The 19,509-nt window shown below is 34.8% G+C and carries 17 protein-coding genes; 9 read left to right on the plus strand and 8 right to left on the minus strand.

Translation table 11 applies throughout. The features are described from left to right. Positions 1–23: 23 nt before the first annotated feature. Together C8D70_RS08890 and C8D70_RS08895 are read right to left on the minus strand one after the other, a co-directional pair. The gene (locus C8D70_RS08890; RefSeq protein ID WP_110007981.1) at positions 24–608 is read right to left on the minus strand and encodes a DUF3109 family protein; all 585 of its coding nucleotides are present in this window, start codon (positions 606–608) and stop codon (positions 24–26) included. Between the two features lie 6 nt (positions 609–614). Beyond that, positions 615–1,520, minus strand: coding sequence for a DUF6427 family protein (locus C8D70_RS08895; protein ID WP_076596365.1), 906 nt, complete (start codon positions 1,518–1,520; stop codon positions 615–617). Between the two features lie 42 nt (positions 1,521–1,562). Between C8D70_RS08895 and C8D70_RS08900 the strand changes: the two genes are divergently transcribed. After that, positions 1,563–1,796, plus strand: a complete 234-nt coding sequence (locus tag C8D70_RS08900; protein ID WP_047434770.1) for a DUF6341 family protein — start codon at positions 1,563–1,565, stop codon at positions 1,794–1,796. 82 nt (positions 1,797–1,878) lie between these two features. Here the strand turns inward: C8D70_RS08900 and C8D70_RS08905 are convergent, their stop codons facing one another. Both C8D70_RS08905 and C8D70_RS08910 read right to left on the minus strand, forming a co-directional pair. Next, on the minus strand, positions 1,879–2,316 hold the full coding sequence (locus C8D70_RS08905) for a universal stress protein (protein WP_076596364.1): 438 nt from the start codon (positions 2,314–2,316) through the stop codon (positions 1,879–1,881). A gap of 59 nt (positions 2,317–2,375) precedes the next feature. Next, positions 2,376–2,981, minus strand: coding sequence for a fumarylacetoacetate hydrolase family protein (locus C8D70_RS08910; RefSeq protein ID WP_110367078.1), 606 nt, complete (start codon positions 2,979–2,981; stop codon positions 2,376–2,378). Positions 2,982–4,008: 1,027 nt separating this feature from the next. Between C8D70_RS08910 and C8D70_RS08915 the strand changes: the two genes are divergently transcribed. Beyond that, the gene (locus C8D70_RS08915; protein WP_110367079.1) at positions 4,009–6,426 is read left to right on the plus strand and encodes a discoidin domain-containing protein; all 2,418 of its coding nucleotides are present in this window, start codon (positions 4,009–4,011) and stop codon (positions 6,424–6,426) included. A gap of 272 nt (positions 6,427–6,698) precedes the next feature. Here the strand turns inward: C8D70_RS08915 and C8D70_RS08920 are convergent, their stop codons facing one another. From C8D70_RS08920 to C8D70_RS08935, 4 genes are all read right to left on the minus strand, one after another. Beyond that, the gene (locus tag C8D70_RS08920) at positions 6,699–7,709 is read right to left on the minus strand and encodes a helix-turn-helix domain-containing protein (protein WP_110367080.1); all 1,011 of its coding nucleotides are present in this window, start codon (positions 7,707–7,709) and stop codon (positions 6,699–6,701) included. A gap of 337 nt (positions 7,710–8,046) precedes the next feature. Beyond that, positions 8,047–8,445, minus strand: coding sequence for a DUF2007 domain-containing protein (locus C8D70_RS08925; RefSeq protein ID WP_110367081.1), 399 nt, complete (start codon positions 8,443–8,445; stop codon positions 8,047–8,049). A 2-nt stretch (positions 8,446–8,447) separates the two neighbouring features. After that, complete coding sequence (locus C8D70_RS08930; protein WP_110367082.1) at positions 8,448–9,212, minus strand: 3'-5' exonuclease; 765 nt, start codon at positions 9,210–9,212, stop codon at positions 8,448–8,450. A gap of 72 nt (positions 9,213–9,284) precedes the next feature. Next, positions 9,285–9,998, minus strand: a complete 714-nt coding sequence (locus C8D70_RS08935; RefSeq protein ID WP_076596359.1) for a CDP-alcohol phosphatidyltransferase family protein — start codon at positions 9,996–9,998, stop codon at positions 9,285–9,287. 89 nt (positions 9,999–10,087) lie between these two features. On the opposite strand from C8D70_RS08935, the gene C8D70_RS08940 reads away from it, so the two are divergent. The 7 genes from C8D70_RS08940 to C8D70_RS08970 all read left to right on the plus strand — a co-directional run bounded on the left by C8D70_RS08940 (position 10,088) and on the right by C8D70_RS08970 (position 19,472). After that, on the plus strand, positions 10,088–12,016 hold the full coding sequence (locus C8D70_RS08940) for an LTA synthase family protein (RefSeq protein WP_110367083.1): 1,929 nt from the start codon (positions 10,088–10,090) through the stop codon (positions 12,014–12,016). 150 nt (positions 12,017–12,166) lie between these two features. Further along, on the plus strand, positions 12,167–12,586 hold the full coding sequence (locus tag C8D70_RS08945) for a DUF2147 domain-containing protein (RefSeq protein WP_110367084.1): 420 nt from the start codon (positions 12,167–12,169) through the stop codon (positions 12,584–12,586). A gap of 241 nt (positions 12,587–12,827) precedes the next feature. Continuing rightward, complete coding sequence (locus tag C8D70_RS08950) at positions 12,828–13,808, plus strand: pyruvate dehydrogenase complex E1 component subunit beta (RefSeq protein ID WP_076596356.1); 981 nt, start codon at positions 12,828–12,830, stop codon at positions 13,806–13,808. Positions 13,809–13,922: 114 nt separating this feature from the next. Beyond that, positions 13,923–15,917, plus strand: coding sequence for a KUP/HAK/KT family potassium transporter (locus C8D70_RS08955; protein ID WP_076596355.1), 1,995 nt, complete (start codon positions 13,923–13,925; stop codon positions 15,915–15,917). A 65-nt stretch (positions 15,918–15,982) separates the two neighbouring features. Beyond that, positions 15,983–16,456 (plus strand): Fur family transcriptional regulator, encoded by a 474-nt coding sequence (locus C8D70_RS08960; protein WP_027374694.1) that lies wholly within the window; start codon positions 15,983–15,985, stop codon positions 16,454–16,456. A 3-nt stretch (positions 16,457–16,459) separates the two neighbouring features. After that, entirely contained in the window at positions 16,460–18,199 is a 1,740-nt protein-coding gene (locus C8D70_RS08965; protein ID WP_110367085.1) for an OstA-like protein, read from the plus strand. Between the two features lie 97 nt (positions 18,200–18,296). Beyond that, on the plus strand, positions 18,297–19,472 hold the full coding sequence (locus tag C8D70_RS08970; RefSeq protein ID WP_110367180.1) for an aspartate aminotransferase family protein: 1,176 nt from the start codon (positions 18,297–18,299) through the stop codon (positions 19,470–19,472). Positions 19,473–19,509: the final 37 nt, after the last annotated feature.

Genomic DNA, 19,509 nt, shown 5'->3' on the forward strand with positions numbered 1-19,509 from the left:
TATTTCATTCAAATACGTATCAGTTAAGAACCATATTCTTTTTTCCATTCTTCAGCGGCTTCGCTGAGAACAGTATAAAATTCTTCACCATACTTTCTCGTCAGTGGAGTTTTTAAAAACTTATAAACAGGAACCTGAAGCTCTTTTCCGAGCGTACAGGCATCGCTGCATACATTCCACTCATGATAATTCAATGCGGTAAAGGAAGAATATTCCGTAACACGGATGGGGTAGAGATGGCATGAAATAGGCTTCTGCCAGTCTACAGCACCATCTTCATATGCTTTCTCAATACCACATTTGGTAATTCCTTTTTCATCAAAGGTTACATAGGCACACTCGCGGTTCTCCACCATGGGGGTAACATACATTCCGTCGTGTGGATCAGTAGTCCATGTTCCCTGTTCTTCAAGGGCTTTAATTCCTTCCTGGGTAAGGTAAGGCTTTATTTTATCAAAAATACTGTCCAATATTTCAAGCTCGTCTTTATCCAACGGAGCTCCCACATCTCCTTCCACACAACATGCACCTTTACATTTCGTAAGGTTGCAAACAAATTCTTCGGAAAAAATTTCCTCAGAAATCAATTTATCGTCTATCTGAATCATAATTTTTTAAAATAAATCAAAAACTGTACCCGCTTTAAAGGTCAGTAAACTAATAATAATAAGCCATACACTGGCTTCACGCATCCAGTATTTAGGTAAAAATCTCATCATTCTGCTCAGAATAATACTTGAAGGAAAGGCCAGAAGAAGCAGATATTCATAGCTTTTATTCATATATAGAATGATGGAAATAAGCTGTGCTACAGAAAAGACCAGCAGGAAAGTGTATTTATATCTGCTTATCGGACTTTTCTTGTTATAATTTTTAAAATGGTCATACACTGCGTAAATAAGCATCAGCAATACAGGGATCAACGGCAGAAGTTCCGTATAATCTGTTACCGGTTTCATTTTTCCAAACGGAAAATAATCAATATTCCATGAAGTGAACTGAACGAAATACATTACAGAGAAATAACTGAACGCAATCAGACCAATTCCCAGAAGAAACCTGAAAAGATTCAACCCGATTTTGGCAGAGGTAGCAACCACGTGTATGATTACAAAAACAGCCATAGGCCACGTGGTAGGAAGAAATATAAAGTTCAGGGCAACAATAGATCCCACCAATACATAGGACTTCTTTCTGATATCTTCATCTGTACTTGTCAAAAGAAGTATAAGAAAGGAATTGGTAAGCAGAGAAACGGCAATTCCTATATCCAGGTTTCCGGGATACAGCCCGAAAATAAAAAAGGTGTATAAAAATAATGGCAGATGGGTCTGATAATTAAGGGCAATACTATGAAAACCAAAATATCCCAAAGCAATTCCCAGAAAAGTTATCCCGGCAACTATGGCTTCATATGTATTGAAATTCAGTATGTTAAATATTATTACTACTAAAAGAAGAAAACCAATATAAACAGGAATTGAAAAAATATTGCTTTCTTTTGAAAGTAATTTAAACATTTTTTATAAATTTGTACAAAGTTAATTTAAAAAAGGAAAATAATGACGTCTTTCTTTCTATTCTTAAGCAAAGTTTTCAAATGGACTTTCGGTTTCTTTGATGCGTTTGGAAATGTTTTAAACTGGATTCTATTTATAGTTTGCTGTGTACTATTTACTTATTGGTGCTACGTACTTGTGGTTACGCTAGGTGGTGACAAAGATAAAGACTATTATTCCCCAACGGAAGGTAAGCATCCTTACTACGATCCGAATATCTACAAAAAAGAAGGTTAATTAATTGGTTATATAGTAAAAAACCGATCAAACATTGTGATTTGATCGGTTTTTTTATTACTAACGATTAAAATTTTATTTTTTAGTCGTGAATTGGAAGTACCAGAACAGGAATAGTTGAACTTTTAGTAATTCCTTTGGTTAAACTTCCCACGAATACATCATAAATTCCGCTTCTGCCGTGTGATCCCATCACAATATAATCTGCATTTTTTTCCTTTGCATGTTCCAGAATAATATCTTTTGCAAGTCCCTGTTTTAAAAGATGCTCACAATCGATATCATGGCTGATGATTCTTTGCTCAATTTTATTAAGCTGCACCAGCTCTTCTCTGATTTCGTTGGCTTCCACTTCGGGAAAATATTGAAATCCCATATCACCAATGGCAAAGCCGATATCTGATGGTGCTACGTGGATCAGGTAAATTCTGCCATTAAGCTGTTTTGCAAATTTTATGGCACCGTCTACCAATTGGTCTGTCTTGTCCCCAAAATCTACGGGTAATACAATATTTATCATAACCTCTGGTTTTGTTACCTAAAGATAGGAAAAATTTGTCAGACTTTGGTATTAAATACTTATAATATTCGGATATCAAGGATTTTTTCCTCTTCAAGGTAAGCTTCCAGAATATCATTTTCTTCCACCTTTCCAACCCCTTTCGGAGTTCCTGTGAAGATCAGATCACCTACTCTCAGTGTAAAATACTGGGAAGCAAAAGTTACAATATCATCAAAACTGAACATCATATCTTTAGTATTACCATCCTGTACTTTTTCTTTATTTTTTAACAACGAAAACTGAAGGTTTTCAAGGCTGAAACTCTCTTTTTTAAAGAAACTGCTTACCACAGCAGAACCGTCAAAACCTTTGGCAAGTTCCCATGGAAGCCCTTTTGATTTCAGTTCACTCTGAAGATCTCTGGCTGTAAAATCTATTCCAAGACCAATTTCTTCATAATGCTTGTGCGCTGCTTCTTTCTGAATATATTTTCCACCCTTGGAAATTTTTAATACCACTTCCAGTTCGTAGTGAATATCATTTGAAAATTCAGGAATGTAGAAATCATTCCCCTTTAGAACGGCAGTATCCGGTTTCATAAAAATAACAGGATTCTCAGGAATTTCGTTTCCTAATTCTTTCGCATGCTCACTGTAATTTCTTCCTATGCAGATGATTTTCATAACTTAATTGCTTTTTAATTTAACTTTAAAGCATTATTTTTCTATATATTTTTTAAGATCATAGTCCATTTGAGTTTAATACTCAGTATACTCGAAAATACAATCTTCTTTTTATAAGATTTTTTATACAAAATAATTTTGCTGTTCAAAAATCCTGTAATTATTATTTTTATGATTTAGTACCCTCAATTTACGATCGGAGATCAGCCCATTTGTACTATAACGGTTGTTTTTGTTGATAATGCAAATATACTATTATGTACAAAATACTGCATCAATTTAAGGATAATTACATTAAATGAACAAAGTGTTTGTTGAATTTTATATTTATACAAATATTAGGAGTTAAAATTCACATATAAAAGAGTCTCCACAGAATATTTTAAAACTAAATTATTATGAAAAATTAAAAAGCTTTCGAGAAATGAGAATGAATGTTAAAGGGCTGCCGGAATCTTATGAATATAAGAATTATTAGATACTGTAAGTTTCCCCTATCATTATACTGTAAGTTCTAATGGAGTGGAAACAATAGCACATTACGTAATGATGGTTTTGGACATGCAAATTCTTCAAAATGTACTAGATTTTTATTCATACTTCCTATCGACTGTACCTGTTAAGAATTTTATGTTGAATCTCTTTTATATATAATGTTAAATAATAATTATAAATAAATATTTAGAATAAATTATTTTAATAAATCAAAAAAAAATAAAGTATTGATACTGTTGTATTTATATTATTTTAAATAATGTTTTGTGGTTTTTATGTTTTATAAAATTAATTGTAAACATTTTAATTTTCTTTGTTTCAGAATTTTAAAAAATAGAAAATGAAAAAATTACAATTAATTTTGTTGTTGTTATTTTATTCCTTTACTTTTTCTCAAGTGGGGATAAATACAATAACACCAGATCCAAACTCTGTACTAGATGTAGTAAGTGATACAAAAGGAGTATTAATACCAAGGGTTGTATTGACTGATTTGAATTTGCCTAACCCATTAACGTTACACGTAAGAGGCATGATAGTATATAACAAAAGTACTTTTGGTTCTGCTGTCACTCAAGGTTTTTATTATAACGATGGGGAAAAATGGGTTAAGGTTAATGAGGAGGTCGCAAGTTTAGTGAGTTTTGATACTACAGATCCAAATATAGTATCAACACTATTTACTCCAAATGTCACTGCTAACCCCAATAGTGTATATTCATCTTCTGTGGATGGTTCTTTTTGGAAGTATGATACCACAACATCTAAATACATTACATATCAGCCTAAGCCGTCTACTGAATGGTATTTAAATGGAACTACAACGGATGCAGCAGCTAACAAGAATATCGCTATTTATAGAATAGGAGAAGTTGGTATTGGTTCTGACACTAACATTAATCCTAGCGCAATGTTAGATGTGAATTCTTCTACTAAAGGTTTCTTGCCACCGAGAATGAAAAAAACAGTGCGAGATGCTATTACAAAACCGGCTGCAGGGTTAATCGTTTACTGTACAGATTGTAGAGGTGGTGATAGCGATGGTTGTTTGAACTATAATTTTGGAACACCAGATAATCCAACATGGGAATGTTTAGGAGAGCCAAAAGGAGCTATAGTAAGTATTGATTGTCCGGGAAGTTCAATAGAAGGTAATTATATTGTAAATGTAGCGAATACTGCTGCTAATGTTATTAAATTTAAGATTGATAATAATACATTTGCTCCTATTACCGGTAATTTTACTAATTATGTTACTTTATCAGGAGCAACAGGTGGGCTCTCTGTTTCTGGTCCAACTCCGGCTCAGCCAATAACTATTAATGCAGGTGCAAGTGCTATTTTATCTTATACTATTTCCGGAACGCCGACTGTACCAGGTCCTTTTAAAGCAAGGTTTGCAGGAAATGGATTAGTGTGTGAAAAATCTGGGGAAGTCCTTAATTCATCCATTGTTGTGGATTGTGCAAATGCTTTTGTGTATGGAATGACTCCTATAAAATACCTAAAGGCAGGTACAACGTATAGCGGAGGAACGGTAAGAATTCCTTATAAAGCTTATCAAAGCGGTATAACATATCCTGCACAAACTGTTACATTGCCTAGCGGTATTACACTTACTCGTGCTGCAGGAACTTTTGCCACTCCTTCAGGTTTTGTAGAGTACACTATTGGAGGTACTTATTCAGGAAGTAATTGCGCTATTGTAACCGCAGACATTAATGTGGAAGGAAACAGTATATGTAATGTAGTAATTGGAGATAATCAGTCTGATTATTTATCAGGGGTTTATAAAGCTTCTAGTGATGGATATGGAAATAGTTGCCCAGCCACACAATTCGGCATGACAGATACAAATTATTCTTCTGGATGGGCTTCTCCAAATACAACAGCCAATCAGTGGGTAGAGATTACTTTTCCTTCTATGGGTGTGAGAAAAGTTGTGCTATCTGGAGGTCCCGTTTCTTGTTGGGCAGGAAATGCAAGCTATGTTTCTTATTATGCAAATCAAGCAGGATTACAATTAGAATATTGGAATGGGTCATCTTGGGTAGGGTTAGCTTCTGTTCCTACACTATATCAGGATAGAGTAACTATTATAGATATAAATTGCGATACCCCTGCTATTTCAAGACTAAGGGTGAGAAATAATACTGCACAATGGTGGGGTATAGGAACTTTCTATCCTGTAGGATATTGGGACTCAAAGGTAACTCCTCCTGTATTGGATTGTGAAGCGGCTGTAGTTTCTCTTTCTCCCAGCAATACTTTAATTAATGGGCAGTCATATACGGGAACGGTAACCGTTAACTATACTGCTACTCTTGCTTCTTCATATAATGCAGAAGTGGTTTCAAAAAGTGGACTTACTTTAACAAGAGCTGCCGGAAATATGGTGAACGGATCAGGATCTATCGTTTATAACGTATCAGGAACCTATACAGGTAATTCTTATAAAGAAGAAACTTTTCCAATCAGTTTAATTGGCTCATCATGTGAGGTAACGTTAGGTAATCCTACGGAATTCAAAACGGGTACTTATTCTGCCTCAAGTTCAGGATATGGAAACACCTGTCCTGCTACACAGGCTAGTATGACAGATAGTAGTTACACAACAGGTTGGGCTTCCCCAAATACTGCAGCAGATCAATTTATTGAGATCAATTTTGGGACTGCAAAAGTTGTTAAAAAGATTGCTGTATCAGCTGGCCCGGTTACTTGTTGGGCAGGAAATGCACAGTGGGTTTCTGCTTATGCAAATGTAGCAGGACTACAGTTCGAATACTGGAACGGATCATCTTGGGTAGGGATAGCTGCAGTACCTACGGTAACTCAAAATAGTATAACAACTTATGTATTAAGCAATACCATTTCAACTAGCAAAATAAGAGTTAGAAATAATACTGCGCAGTGGTGGGGACTAGCAACATTCTATCCTTTTGTATACTAAGTTAAATTATGATTTTTTATAAATCAATATGATTATTTAATATTTGATCCGGGAAAACCTTAAGTTTTTCCGGATTTTTTTTGAAAAAATATTGGTTTATATTAAATACCGTTCAAATGGATACATTTTTAGTGAAGTTTACACAAGAAGAATTTTTTGATTTTTTAAATAATCAAAAAGAAGAGATTAATCATGTTATTAAGAATTTTTGAAAGGTTAAGTTTTTAGGTATTTGATTAGTGGATTTTTCACCTTTTAATAATTGTAAGAAGCTAAACGTTATTATTTTTAAGATCATTTAAGTATTCTTGGGGAGTTAAAGAATATTTATTTTTAAAAACACGATTAAATGTAGCTTGATTATCAAAGCCAACAGTAAGATAAATTTCTTTTACAGAAAAAAGGCCTTGTTCATTTTTATCTTTTGCTACATCAATAAAAGCTTTTAATCTGTAATTATTTAAGTAAGTTTTGAAATTATTTTCAGTATACTTATTTATTGCAAAGGAAACATATTGATGATTCGAATTTAAATCTTTTGCTAATTGATTAAGATTATAAGTTGATGATTTCCAGGGCTGATATACCTGCATATAGTTTTCTATTCTGTCAAATAGTAATTTATAAAGTGACTGATCATCATATATACTTTCATTTGTAAACTCAGTAGAATTAGATGAAAAGCTATAAATATGAGGTTTTATTAAATAAAATTCATCAATATGAATTTCATTATTTAAAGTATATTTATAAACGTATTTTAGCTTATTTGTTTGAATAAAATAATATAAGTAAGTGAAAAATAAAACTAATGAAAAAATAGTTGTGTAAATATTAAATAGAGTTTGATATTGTTCTGAAATAACTTCCAATTTAAAATAAATCTTAATCAGATAGCTGAGGGGAAATATTAAAAGTATTGAAAAAGATAAAATAAAAGTTTTTTTAAAATTAAAAAAAAACAAAAATCCTAAAGGAAATAGAAAAATATATAATAATATAATTATCAAATTTTGTGAGTACCCTATAGAAGAATATAATATCATTAAAATTAAATAGTATATGCTTGTTATAGATCCTAATTTCAAAAAATTAAAAGTTGAAACATGAAAAATTAAAATATAAGCTGGAGTAATAGTACAAAGTATGAAAATATCCATGTATAGATATAAATATTCTCCAAATATCCAATTGATTATTAATGAGCCAATATGTCTTATTAAAATTAATAATGTTGAATATTTAGTAAATAAAATTTCATATTTATTTATTTTTTCTTTCATGTTTAATGCGATTTTTTTTAAAAAATAATAACATTTGATGCGAAGTAATTTCAAAGATATTCATAGTAGTACATTTAATAAGACTTACAGCTAAAGGCTTGAATTTTTTAATAGAAAAACCTATAAATTTTTAAGTGTTCTTTCTAAACATGATATAATAATATTAAAACTATAGATAGTTGTATGTTGTTAAAATGGTAAATTGTTAGAATATGATTTAGTATAATTTTTCAGAATTTATTAATCATCTCAGTTTTTCTTACTGTTAATTTTGTATATTAAATTGTTTTTTACTTTTCTAAAAAACAATTTAATATATTTAAACTGAGTTTTAAACTTAATGACTAAATTCATTCCCGCAATAATAGCATTTGAATTTATGGCTCGTCAGAAAGGAAATGCCGAAGAAACTCGTGGCACTGTCATCCCTGTAAATATGATTGGAACCACATTTTGGGCATACAAAATCAAATTCAGGATCAGAAATAGTATGTTCTACTTCCAATGAATACTGTTCATTGTCTTTGTAATCCTGTAGAATCTGCCTGGCCTTTTCTACATCTTCTTCAAAAACCTGAAGCTGTATACCACCTACTGCCTGTGAAAGAAGCCAATCCGACTGGATAAGCTGCTCATTTGCAATGAAACTGTTGATACCGTTTTCAGCCAGTATCTGCTTATCCCTGTTAGCTTCAAGGGCGGTCTCATAAAATTTAAAACGAACAAGTTCTGACATTTTTAAAATCTGCTTGATAGTTGAATCTTTGTAAAAACTTTTTTGGTATACAACGGAAAATCGGCATTCTGAAGCCATCCGAAATATCCTAAATCTTTTTGGAATACTGCTTTCACTCCCTGTCCTTTATATTTTCCAAAGTTGAAAATCTCTTCCATTTTTTCATTATATCCTATGAATCCGGCAAGATCCGCATTCTTATTGTGGAATGTAAATTCACTTAAAGGTGCTATTTCATTGGGAATATCGTCATATTTTCCAACCTGAGCGTCAAGAACTTCAAATGTCGCCATTACATCAGCCTCTGCAGAATGGGCGTTTTCCAGTGTTTTTCCACAGTAGAACTGGTAAGCTGCTCCTAAATTCCTGGGTTCTTTTTTATGGAAAATAGTCTGTGCATCTACCAGTCTGAATTTACTCAGATCAAAATCCATTCCTACTCTTAAAAGCTCTTCTGCCAAAAGCGGAACATCAAATCGGTTGGAATTAAATCCTCCCAAATCACTTCCGGTAATCATTTCCATAATTTTAGAAGCAATATCTCTGAAAGTAGGAGCATCTTTTACATCTTCATCATAAATGCCGTGAATTTCGCTGCTTTCTTTAGGGATAGGCATTTCCGGGTTTACACGCCATGTTTTGCTTTCTCTGGAAGCATCCGGGTTTACTTTTAAAATACAGATTTCAACAATTCTGTCTTTTCCGATATTGGTTCCTGTAGTTTCCAGGTCAAAAATACAAAGTGGTTTATGGAGTTTTAAATTCATTTTTTCTATTTGAAAATGTGTTAATTTGATAATTTGAAATGAGGATATAGCATTCCCCATCAATTGTACAGATTAATTTAATTGTTTTTGGAATATTATTGATACTAATATATAATACAAAACAAGCATCGGGATTCCCACAGTCTGGAACAGGGCAAGAATAGCAATTCCTCCCACTAATAGTAAGACTTTTGGATAGTTATCTTTTAACTGTTTGGATTTGAATTTCATTGCCATCATCTTGATCGGGCTGATCAGAAGCCATGAAGTAAGAAGAGTAAGCAGAACCAGTAACAATTCATTATCAAATAAAAAGCTGAAAGATCCGGTTTCTTTAAAGGCATAATAAAGACCGAACAGCAAAACGGTATTGGTTGGTGTATTCAATCCTTTGAAATAATAACGCTGCTCTTCATCAAGATTAAAAATAGCAAGCCTCAGGCAGGAAAATACAGTGACAATGAGTCCCAGATATTTGATCTCAAACGGAAAATGCATGCCAAGCAGTTCTGCACCAAAAGGTTCAAGTGCTTTATACATCGTAAGTCCGGGGATTACCCCAAAGCTTACCATATCTGCAAGCGAGTCCAGCTGAAGCCCAAGATTGGAATTTGATTTTAAAGCTCTGGCTACAAAGCCGTCAAAAAAATCAAAAACCGAGGAGAGAATAAGACAGATAGCTGTTGTCTGATAATCTCCTAATATTAGATGTATTGCCCCAATAGAGCCTGCAAATAAATTAGCGAGGGTTAAGGCATTGGCCAGATTATTCTTTATAAAATCCATAAGCACAAAATTACAGTTTTTAGAAATTCTAACTCAAAATAATATGAACTAAAAAATGCATTACAGTGATTTTGATGTAAATTTGTCCCATGAAATTTTTAAAAGGATTTAGAAAACAGGAAGTTCTGGCACTGGTTTACAGAATTTTTTTAGCCTATGTTTTTTATCAGATTGCCAGACTTTTATTCTGGTACTTTAATAAAGATCTGATTAAAGTTGATTCCATTTCAGAATATATAAAGCTGGCTTTCCATGGTACAGCCTTCGATACCACAGCTATTTTATATGTCAATGCCTTATTTATACTCCTTAGTTTATTGCCTTTGATGATCAATACAAAGAAAGTTTTTCAGAAGATTCTTTTCTGGCTGTATTTCATTACCAACGGGATTGCGTATGCGATGAATTTCGGAGATTTTATTTACTATAAATTTTCTCAGGCAAGGCTTACTTCAGCAGTATTTCAGGTGGCAGAACATGAGTCTAATGTTTCCAAAACACTGATGATCTCTATTGGTGAACATCCTTTTGTGCTGATTTGGTACGTCGTGCTGATGATTTTATGGGTTTTCCTTTACAAAAGGGTGAAAGTGGATGATGTGAAACCTTTGAAACTACTTCCTTACTTTATCACTTCCATTCTTACGCTGTGTATTACAGCGGTGCTGGTTGTGGGAGGAATCCGAGGAGATTTTAAACACAGTACAAGACCGATCAATATGGTGGATGCAACCCGTTTTGTAACCAATCCGCTGCAGGGAAATATGGTGCTCAATAGTACATTTTCCTTTTTCAGGACTTTAAATACCAATAATTTCAAGGAAGTTCATTTTGTAGATGAAAAGTTTATCGAAGAAAATGTTCAGCCCTATAAAGTATACGACAGGAAAGTGGAGAACCGTCCCAATATTGTTATTTTCATTGTAGAATCTTTCGGAAGAGAGTATTCTGGAGCCTTCAATAAAGACAAAAATATTAAAGACTACGTTTCTTATACTCCGTTTATGGATAGTTTAGCTAATCAAAGTCTTATTTTCCCAAATACTTTTGCAAACGGAAGACAGTCTATTCATGGGATGAGCAGCGTATTGGCCGGAATTCCGAGTCTTACCGACGCATTTACAGGATCTCCGTATTCCAATCAGAAAATTCAGTCTATTGTTTCCGTGTGTAATGACCTTGGCTATGATACTTCTTTTTATCATGGTGCCCCTAATGGTTCTATGGGATTCCTTGGATTCGGGAATATCTTAGGATTTAAACATTATTTCGGAAAAACAGAATACAATCATGATGAGGATTTTGATGGAATGTGGGCGATCTGGGATGAACCTTTCCTTCAGTATTTTGCTAAGAATGTAGGAAAGAAACAGCCTTTTATGGCCACCGTATTTACAGCATCATCACATCACCCTTTTAAAATCCCTGAAAAATATAACGGGAAATTTAGAAAGGGAAAAATAGAAATCCACGAGCCGATGCAGTATACAGATTATGCAATCAAACAATATTTTGAGACGGCTAAAAAACAGCCCTGGTACAATAATACAATCTTTGTTTTCACGGGAGATCATACCAATCAGGTCTATTATCCTGAATATGAGAGAGCGATGAACCGCTATGCAGTTCCATTGGTCTTCTATTCTCCGAATCCTGCCTATCAGTTAAAAGGAGTCAGCCAGGAAATTGCACAGCAGGCTGATATTTATCCTACACTGGCTGATCTTATCGGGTATAACAAACCTATCAGAAGCTGGGGTAGAAGTTTGGTGAGTGATAAAAAATATCCTTTCATAGTAGTCAACTCAGATGGAAGTACGGATCAGTTCATGATCGGAAATTATATTTACCGCTTTGATGGAAAAGAAATCATCGGAGTGTATGCTCAATCTGATCTGAGCCTTGAAAAAAATCTTATGAATGAAGTTAAAAATCCTGAAGTAGAGCAAGGGAAGAAAACGGCAAAGGCCTGGTATCAGGATTATATGGACAGGGTAATTAACAGGAAGCTTTACTAAGGATAAATAATCGATTTTTGATTGACATTCTTGTTTTTCTTTAGCTCTTTATGCTTTGTATAATAAAAGTTTTTGTTTGTTGAAAATTAATTTATATTTTTATCAATACGTAGATAAGAATATTGTATTAAAATTAAAACTATAAGAAATATGAAAAAATTATTGTTAACATTCGTGCTTTCGCTGTTCAGTGTGCTTACGTTTGCACAGATCGAAGGTAAGTGGAAAACGATAGATGATGAGACAAAACAGGCGAAATCTATTGTGGAGGTATATAAAAAATCTGATGGGAAATATTACGGGAAAGTTTCTCAGTTATTGATAAAGCCTTCTGATCCTAACTGTACAGCTTGTAAGGATGACAGAAAGGGAAAACCAATTTTAGGATTGGAAATCATCAGAGGATTGAAAAAAGACGGTGATGAGTTCACAGGAGGAACTATTACGGATCCTAAAACAGGAAAAACATACAAATGTACCATTACAAGAACTGGTGATAAACTGAATGTAAGAGGTTACTTAGGATTATCTTTATTAGGAAGAACCCAGGTTTGGGAGAAAGCTAATTAATATAAGTTTAAATAGAATTTTAGATGACACCTCAGAATTAAGGTGTCATTTTTTTATATAAAAGAAATATCGGGAATTTTTTTTGGAGGCTTCAGAAAAACTGCAGATAAGAGAGCTATTACGAAGAAAAGCCGTTATAAATAAAATTAAGCATTAAAATTTTCCATTCAAATGAAACGCCTTTTTATGATGTGTATAATAAAAAAACACTACTTTTGTAGTCTAAATTTTTCAAGAAAATATGGCAGAATATACTTTTCGTGAGGTAATTGCACAGGCAATGAGCGAGGAAATGCGTAAAGACGAATCCATCTATCTGATGGGGGAGGAAGTTGCAGAATATAATGGTGCATATAAAGCTTCAAAAGGAATGCTGGATGAATTTGGTCCGAAAAGAGTAATTGATACACCGATTGCAGAACTTGGATTTACTGGAATCTCTGTGGGAGCAGCAATGAATGGTAACAGACCCATTGTAGAATTTATGACATTCAATTTCTCATTGGTAGGAATTGATCAGATTATCAATAATGCGGCGAAAATCCGTCAGATGAGTGGAGGACAGTGGAATTGCCCAATCGTTTTCCGTGGACCTACTGCTTCTGCAGGACAATTAGGAGCAACTCACTCTCAGGCTTTCGAAGGCTGGTTTGCCAACTGTCCGGGACTTAAAGTGGTAGTACCTTCTAACCCATACGATGCAAAAGGATTATTGAAAACGGCAATCCAGGATAATGACCCTGTTATTTTCATGGAATCCGAGCAGATGTATGGAGATAAAATGGAAATTCCTGAAGAAGAATATTACTTACCAATAGGAAAAGCAGATATCAAGAGACAGGGTACAGACGTTACTTTGGTTTCTTTCGGAAAAATCATGAAGCTGGCTTTACAGGCTGCAGAAGATATGGCTAAAGAAGGAATTTCTGTAGAAGTTATTGACCTTAGAACAGTTCGTCCTCTTGATTTTGATACAATTTTAGAATCTGTAAAGAAAACAAACAGACTTGTTATTTTAGAAGAAGCCTGGCCATTTGGTTCCGTCTCTTCAGAAATTACTTATATGGTACAGCAAAAAGCATTTGATTATTTAGATGCTCCTATCAAGAGAATTACTACTCCTGATGCACCTGCACCTTATTCTGCTGCATTATTTGCAGAGTGGTTCCCTAAACTTGAAAAAGTGAAAGAGGAAATTAAAAAAGCGATGTACGTAAAATAGTTATAGAGAAAAACTTCCGAAAGGAAGTTTTTTCATTTATTATATTTATGAAGAAAAATTCTTGACGTCATAAAATTAGTATAAATTTGCGCCTTTAAAATAAATTAAGCTGATATGGCAGAAGTTACAGAAGATGGTTACCACTTCGACATAAAGAAACTTTCCTTCATGGGAGTTTTAGTGTCTCTAGGAATTGTTTTTGGAGATATTGGTACCTCTCCGCTTTACGTAATGAAAGCAATTGTGAATGCAAGGTCCGAGGGAAGCAATATGCCTTTCAATGAGTACATAGAAGGAGCTCTTTCCTGTATTATCTGGACTCTTACCCTGCAGACCACAATCAAATATGTGATCATTGCTTTGAGAGCAGATAACAAAGGTGAGGGTGGTATTCTTGCATTGTTTTCATTAGTAAGAAACCTTAAGAAAGGATGGTTGTACCTCATAGCAATCATTGGTGCTGCGGCGCTTATTGCAGACGGAGTAATCACCCCTTCACTGACAGTAATGTCAGCTATTGAAGGTCTTGAAATCTATAATCCGCACACCCCTGTTGTGCCTATTACCATTGGAATTCTGATTGCCATTTTTGTGGTGCAGCAATTCGGGACCAGCTTTATCGGGAAGTTTTTTGGTCCTATAATGGTGGTTTGGTTTCTGGTATTGGGAGGCCTGGGAGTAATGCACCTAAGTGAAAATTTTGAGATTTTAAGATCTTTCAATCCTTACTATGCTTACAAGCTTATTGCCAACTCTCCGAGTGCTATTGTTATTTTAGGAGCTGTTTTCCTTTGTACAACCGGAGCAGAAGCATTGTATTCCGATTTAGGACACTGTGGCGCTAAAAACATCAGAATAAGCTGGGCATTCGTTAAGATTATGCTTATCCTAAACTACCTTGGGCAGGGAGCGTGGCTTTTGACCAATCATAATAAACCAGGATTTTCTGTAGTAAACCCGTTCTTTGGAATTATGCAGGAATGGATGATCATCCCGGGAGTAATTTTAGCCACTGCCGCCGCAATTATTGCCAGCCAGGCATTGATTACAGGTTCTTTCACCATATTCTCGGAAGCAATGTCTCTTAACCTTTGGCCGAATCAGAAAATTGATTATCCTTCCGGAGTAAAAGGACAGATGTATATTCCAAGAATCAACTGGGGACTTCTTATCCTGTGTATCATTGTGGTTCTTCACTTCAGAGAGTCAGGAAAAATGGAAGCTGCTTATGGACTTTCCATTACGGTGACCATGCTGATGACAACCGTTTTGCTGGTCTTCTGGCTGCTGAAACACAGAGTAAGCAAAGTCCTGATTCTGGTTTTCGCAATGGTTTATATGGCAATAGAATTAGGTTTCTTCAGTGCGAATATCATCAAATTCATGGAAGGTGGATGGATCACTGTTGTATTAGCTGGTTCTATCGGAATTTCTATGTATGCATGGTATAACGGAAGATTGATTAAAACAAGATTTATCCAGTTTGTGAAAATAGAAAAATATGTGTCTATTCTTAAAGACATGAAACTGGACGAAACCATTCCGAAATATGCTACCAATCTGGCCTATCTGAGCAGAGCAAAAAGAAATGATGAAGTGGAATCAAAAATTATCTATTCCATCATCAAAAAACAGCCGAAAAGAGCAGATCATTACTTTATCCTGAGCATCGTAAACCAGGAAGATCCATACACTTTCAGATATACAGTAGATGAAATTCTTCCCGGAACAGTATATAAAATCAACTTCCTTTTAGGATTTAAAGTAGACCGGAGAATCAACGATTATTTCAATATGGTTCTTAAAGACTTAATGGCAGACGGAACTATTCCATCAAGAAGCAGCCATCCATCTTTAAGAGCTCATGATATACCACCGGATCTTAAATATGTGATCATAGATAACACCTATATCAACGATATCCTTTTAACTGTTAAACAGAAGATTACACTTAATATTTACAACTTTGTGAAGTATATCGGAAGTGATGATTTTAAGGCCTGGGGAGTATCTTCTCATAACGTTGAAGTAGAATCTGCACCCATCACAGAATTAACAGTTTATGACAATAAGATCGAGCAGTCCGGCTATTTCCGTCACAACTCGTAGTCACTCGTATTTAACCATGCTATCTATTTAAATAAAATTCAATAAATTTGTAGATAATTTTTTTAATGGATACAGTACAAAAAGAAAAAAATATTGCTTTGATCAAGGATGTTTTGAGAAACTACTTATTGGAAAAGGGGTTCAGAAACACACCTGAAAGATATACGATATTGGAAGAGATTTATAATATGGATCATCACTTTAATGTTGATGATCTGTATCTTCTGATGATGCAGAAAAAATATCATGTTTCCAAAGCAACCATTTACAACACGATTGAAATTTTCCTTGATGCGGGCTTAATCCGTAAGCATCAGTTCGGAGAAAAGACATTGACTTCTTCGTCTTATGAAAAGTCTTATTTTGATAAACAGCATGACCACCTGGTGATCTACAAAAAAGACTCTGATAAAGAAATTGAAGAAATTATTGAATTCTGTGACCCAAGAATCCAAGGAATCAAAGAAGCCATTGAAGAAGCATTTGGCGTAAAAATTGATTCTCATTCGCTGTATTTCTATGGCACTAAGAATGATTAATTAATGAGAATAGCCCTTTTTCTGTTACTCTTTATTTCTACGCTCAATTTTGCGCAGGATAAAACACCTGTGAAGAGAGATCCTTATTTGCAGGCTCCTTCACCAGCTCAGCCTAAACAGGTGAGACCTGAAGATAAAATAAAGATTATTAATGCCGACGAGATCAAGAAAAGCCCTGACAAATATGACGGGAATCAATATTTTACAGGAAATGTTAAGATTGAACACCAGGGATCTATTCTAACTGCGGATGAAGTAATCCTGTACAATGAAGAGAACTTTGTAAAAGCAATAGGCAATACAAGGCTTCAAAATACAGACGGGTCTGTAATCACGGCAGGTGAGATGGAATATGATGCCAATACCCAGAAAGGTGTTGCCAGGAAAAATGTAGTCCTAACGGATCCTAAACAAACCATAAAAACAGATATCCTGTACTATGACAGGCTGGCCAATCAGGCTTATTTTAATACAGGGGGCACGATCTCTGATGGTCAGAATGTTACCTATGCCAAAGTAGGAACTTATTTTCTTAATACAAGAGTAGTGGATCTTACCGGAAATGTAAAGATTGAAACACCTCAATATACAATAGAAGGACCAAATATCAAGCAGAATCAGAATACAAAAATTGCTGATTTTCTAGGTCCTACAACCATTACCAGCAAAACGAATCCAAGAAACAGAATCTATACCGAAAAAGGGACGTATAAAATGGATTCCAAGGAAGCTTTTCTAACCAAAAATTCCAGGATCTTTTATAATGAGAAAATCCTTACCGGTGATGATATGTATTATAATCAGATCTCAGGGTTTGGCAAAGCAACGGGCAATGTAACCCTTGATGATCCTAAAGAAAAAAGATTTATAAAAGGAGGTTACGGGGAAATTTTTGAGAAAAAAGACTCCGCAATGATGACGAAAAATCCTTATGCTGTAAAAGCAATGGAAAAAGACTCTATCTATTTTGCCGCAGAAAAAATTATCTCTTATCAAAGACCGGATACGTTGGATATCAAAGTCAAGAAAAGCTTTATAAGAGCTTATAAGAAAGCCCGTGTTTATAAATCCAATGCACAGGGAAGGGCAGATTCCATTGCCTTCAATGAAACAGACGGAATTATGCATATGTATACCAACCCGATTCTATGGAGCGGTGAAAAACAGGTTACCGGAGATAAAGTGGAAGCTTATTTCAATACGAAGACAGAAGATATTGATTCCTTAAAAGTAATAGGAAATGCCTTTGCCATCAGTAAAGTAGACTCACTTACGCTGAAAGATGAGTTCAATCAGGTAAAAGGAAAATTCATGACGGTTTACTACGAGAAAAATGCTATTAAAGAAGCAAGAGTTGTTGGAAATGCTCAGTCTATCGTCTATGTTGATGATACCGATCAGGAAACCAAAAAACCGGAAAGAATAGGAATTACATTGTCTACCTGCGGAATTATCGGAGCGTTGTTTGAAGAAAGAGCACTTCAGATTATTTCCTGCAGTATCGGAGCTGCTTCCGATACCTATCCGATGAGTATGATAGAACCTTCGAAAAGAAAATTCCCGGATTTTAACTGGAATACCAAAGACAGGATCCGGAAATGGCAGGACATCCTTGTAGACAGTCCGAATAACGAAGAAATACAATATACAGCAGATAATGAGCTTTTCAATAAAGCTCAGAAAGCCATAGATGACGAAAAAGCGAAAGAGGAAGCTAAAAAGCCCAAACGTACCAGAAAATAATAGAAAAGACCAGTAACTCACTGGTCTTTTTTGTGGATTAATTTCAGCGTTTAATGAATCTTTTATAGCTTTGCTGAAATTTTTGTAGACAATGGAAATGCATAAAGATTTTTTTACATATCAGGCTCAAACCACCAAGTTTGCTGCTGGTTTTGAAGTGGAAAAAGCAGTAGGAAGTTATATTTACGGTACAGATGGAAAGAAATATCTTGACTTTGTAGCAGGAGTTTCTGCCAATACGCTGGGACATTCACATCCTAAAATAGTGGATGCCATTAAAGAACAGACCGATAAATATCTTCACGTAATGGTTTACGGAGAATATGCGCAGGAAAAACCTGTTGCATTATGCAGACTGCTTGCAGAAGCTACTCCGGATCCACTGGAAGTTACTTACCTTGTAAATAGTGGTGCAGAAGCCATTGACGGAAGCTTAAAACTGGCCAAAAGATATACCGGAAGAGAAGAAATTGTTTCCTTTAAAAATTCTTACCACGGAAATACTCACGGAGCTTTAAGTGTTTCCGGAAATGAAACGCACAAGAGAGAATTCCGTCCTTTATTACCAATGGTTTCTTTTATTGAATTTAACAATGAAAAAGACTTCGGTAAAATCACGGAGAAGACTGCTTGTGTTATCCTTGAAACCATTCAGGGAGCAGCAGGGTTTCTTGTTTCTGATAACGACTACCTGATCAAGCTCAAGAAAAGATGTGAAGAAGTAGGAGCGCTTTTAATTTTGGATGAAATACAGCCGGGATTTGGAAGAACAGGGAAGTTATTCTCTTTTGAACACTTCGGAATTGTGCCGGATATTCTTGTCATGGGAAAAGGAATGGGAGGCGGAGTTCCTGTAGGAGCTTTTATGAGCTCCAGAGAAATCATGGAAACCCTTTCACATTCGCCTAAATTGGGCCACATTACTACTTTTGGAGGAAATCCATTAATTGCAGCGGCAAGTTATGCCACATTAAAAGAAGTTCTGGAAAGCGGTTTAATGAACGAAGTAGAGGAAAAAGAGAAGTTGTTCAGGGAACTTTTGGTTCACCCTAAAATCAAAAATATCAATGGTAAAGGCTTGATGCTTGCCGTAAACTTAGGAACTCCTGAATACACGCTGGAAGTAGCTAAAAAATGTATGGAAAGAGGGCTTATTGTTTTCTGGCAGCTGTACAGAAATGAATACCTGAGAATATCTCCGCCTCTTACATTATCTCTGGACGAAATCAGAGAAGGATGCCAGATTATTCTTGATATACTGAATGAAAATTAAAAATAAAATCTCTCTGTAAATGAGAGATTTTTTTATT

It is taken from the genome of Chryseobacterium sp. CBTAP 102 (assembly GCF_003201365.1).
In the GTDB taxonomy this organism is placed as follows: Bacteria; Bacteroidota; Bacteroidia; order Flavobacteriales; family Weeksellaceae; genus Chryseobacterium; species Chryseobacterium candidae.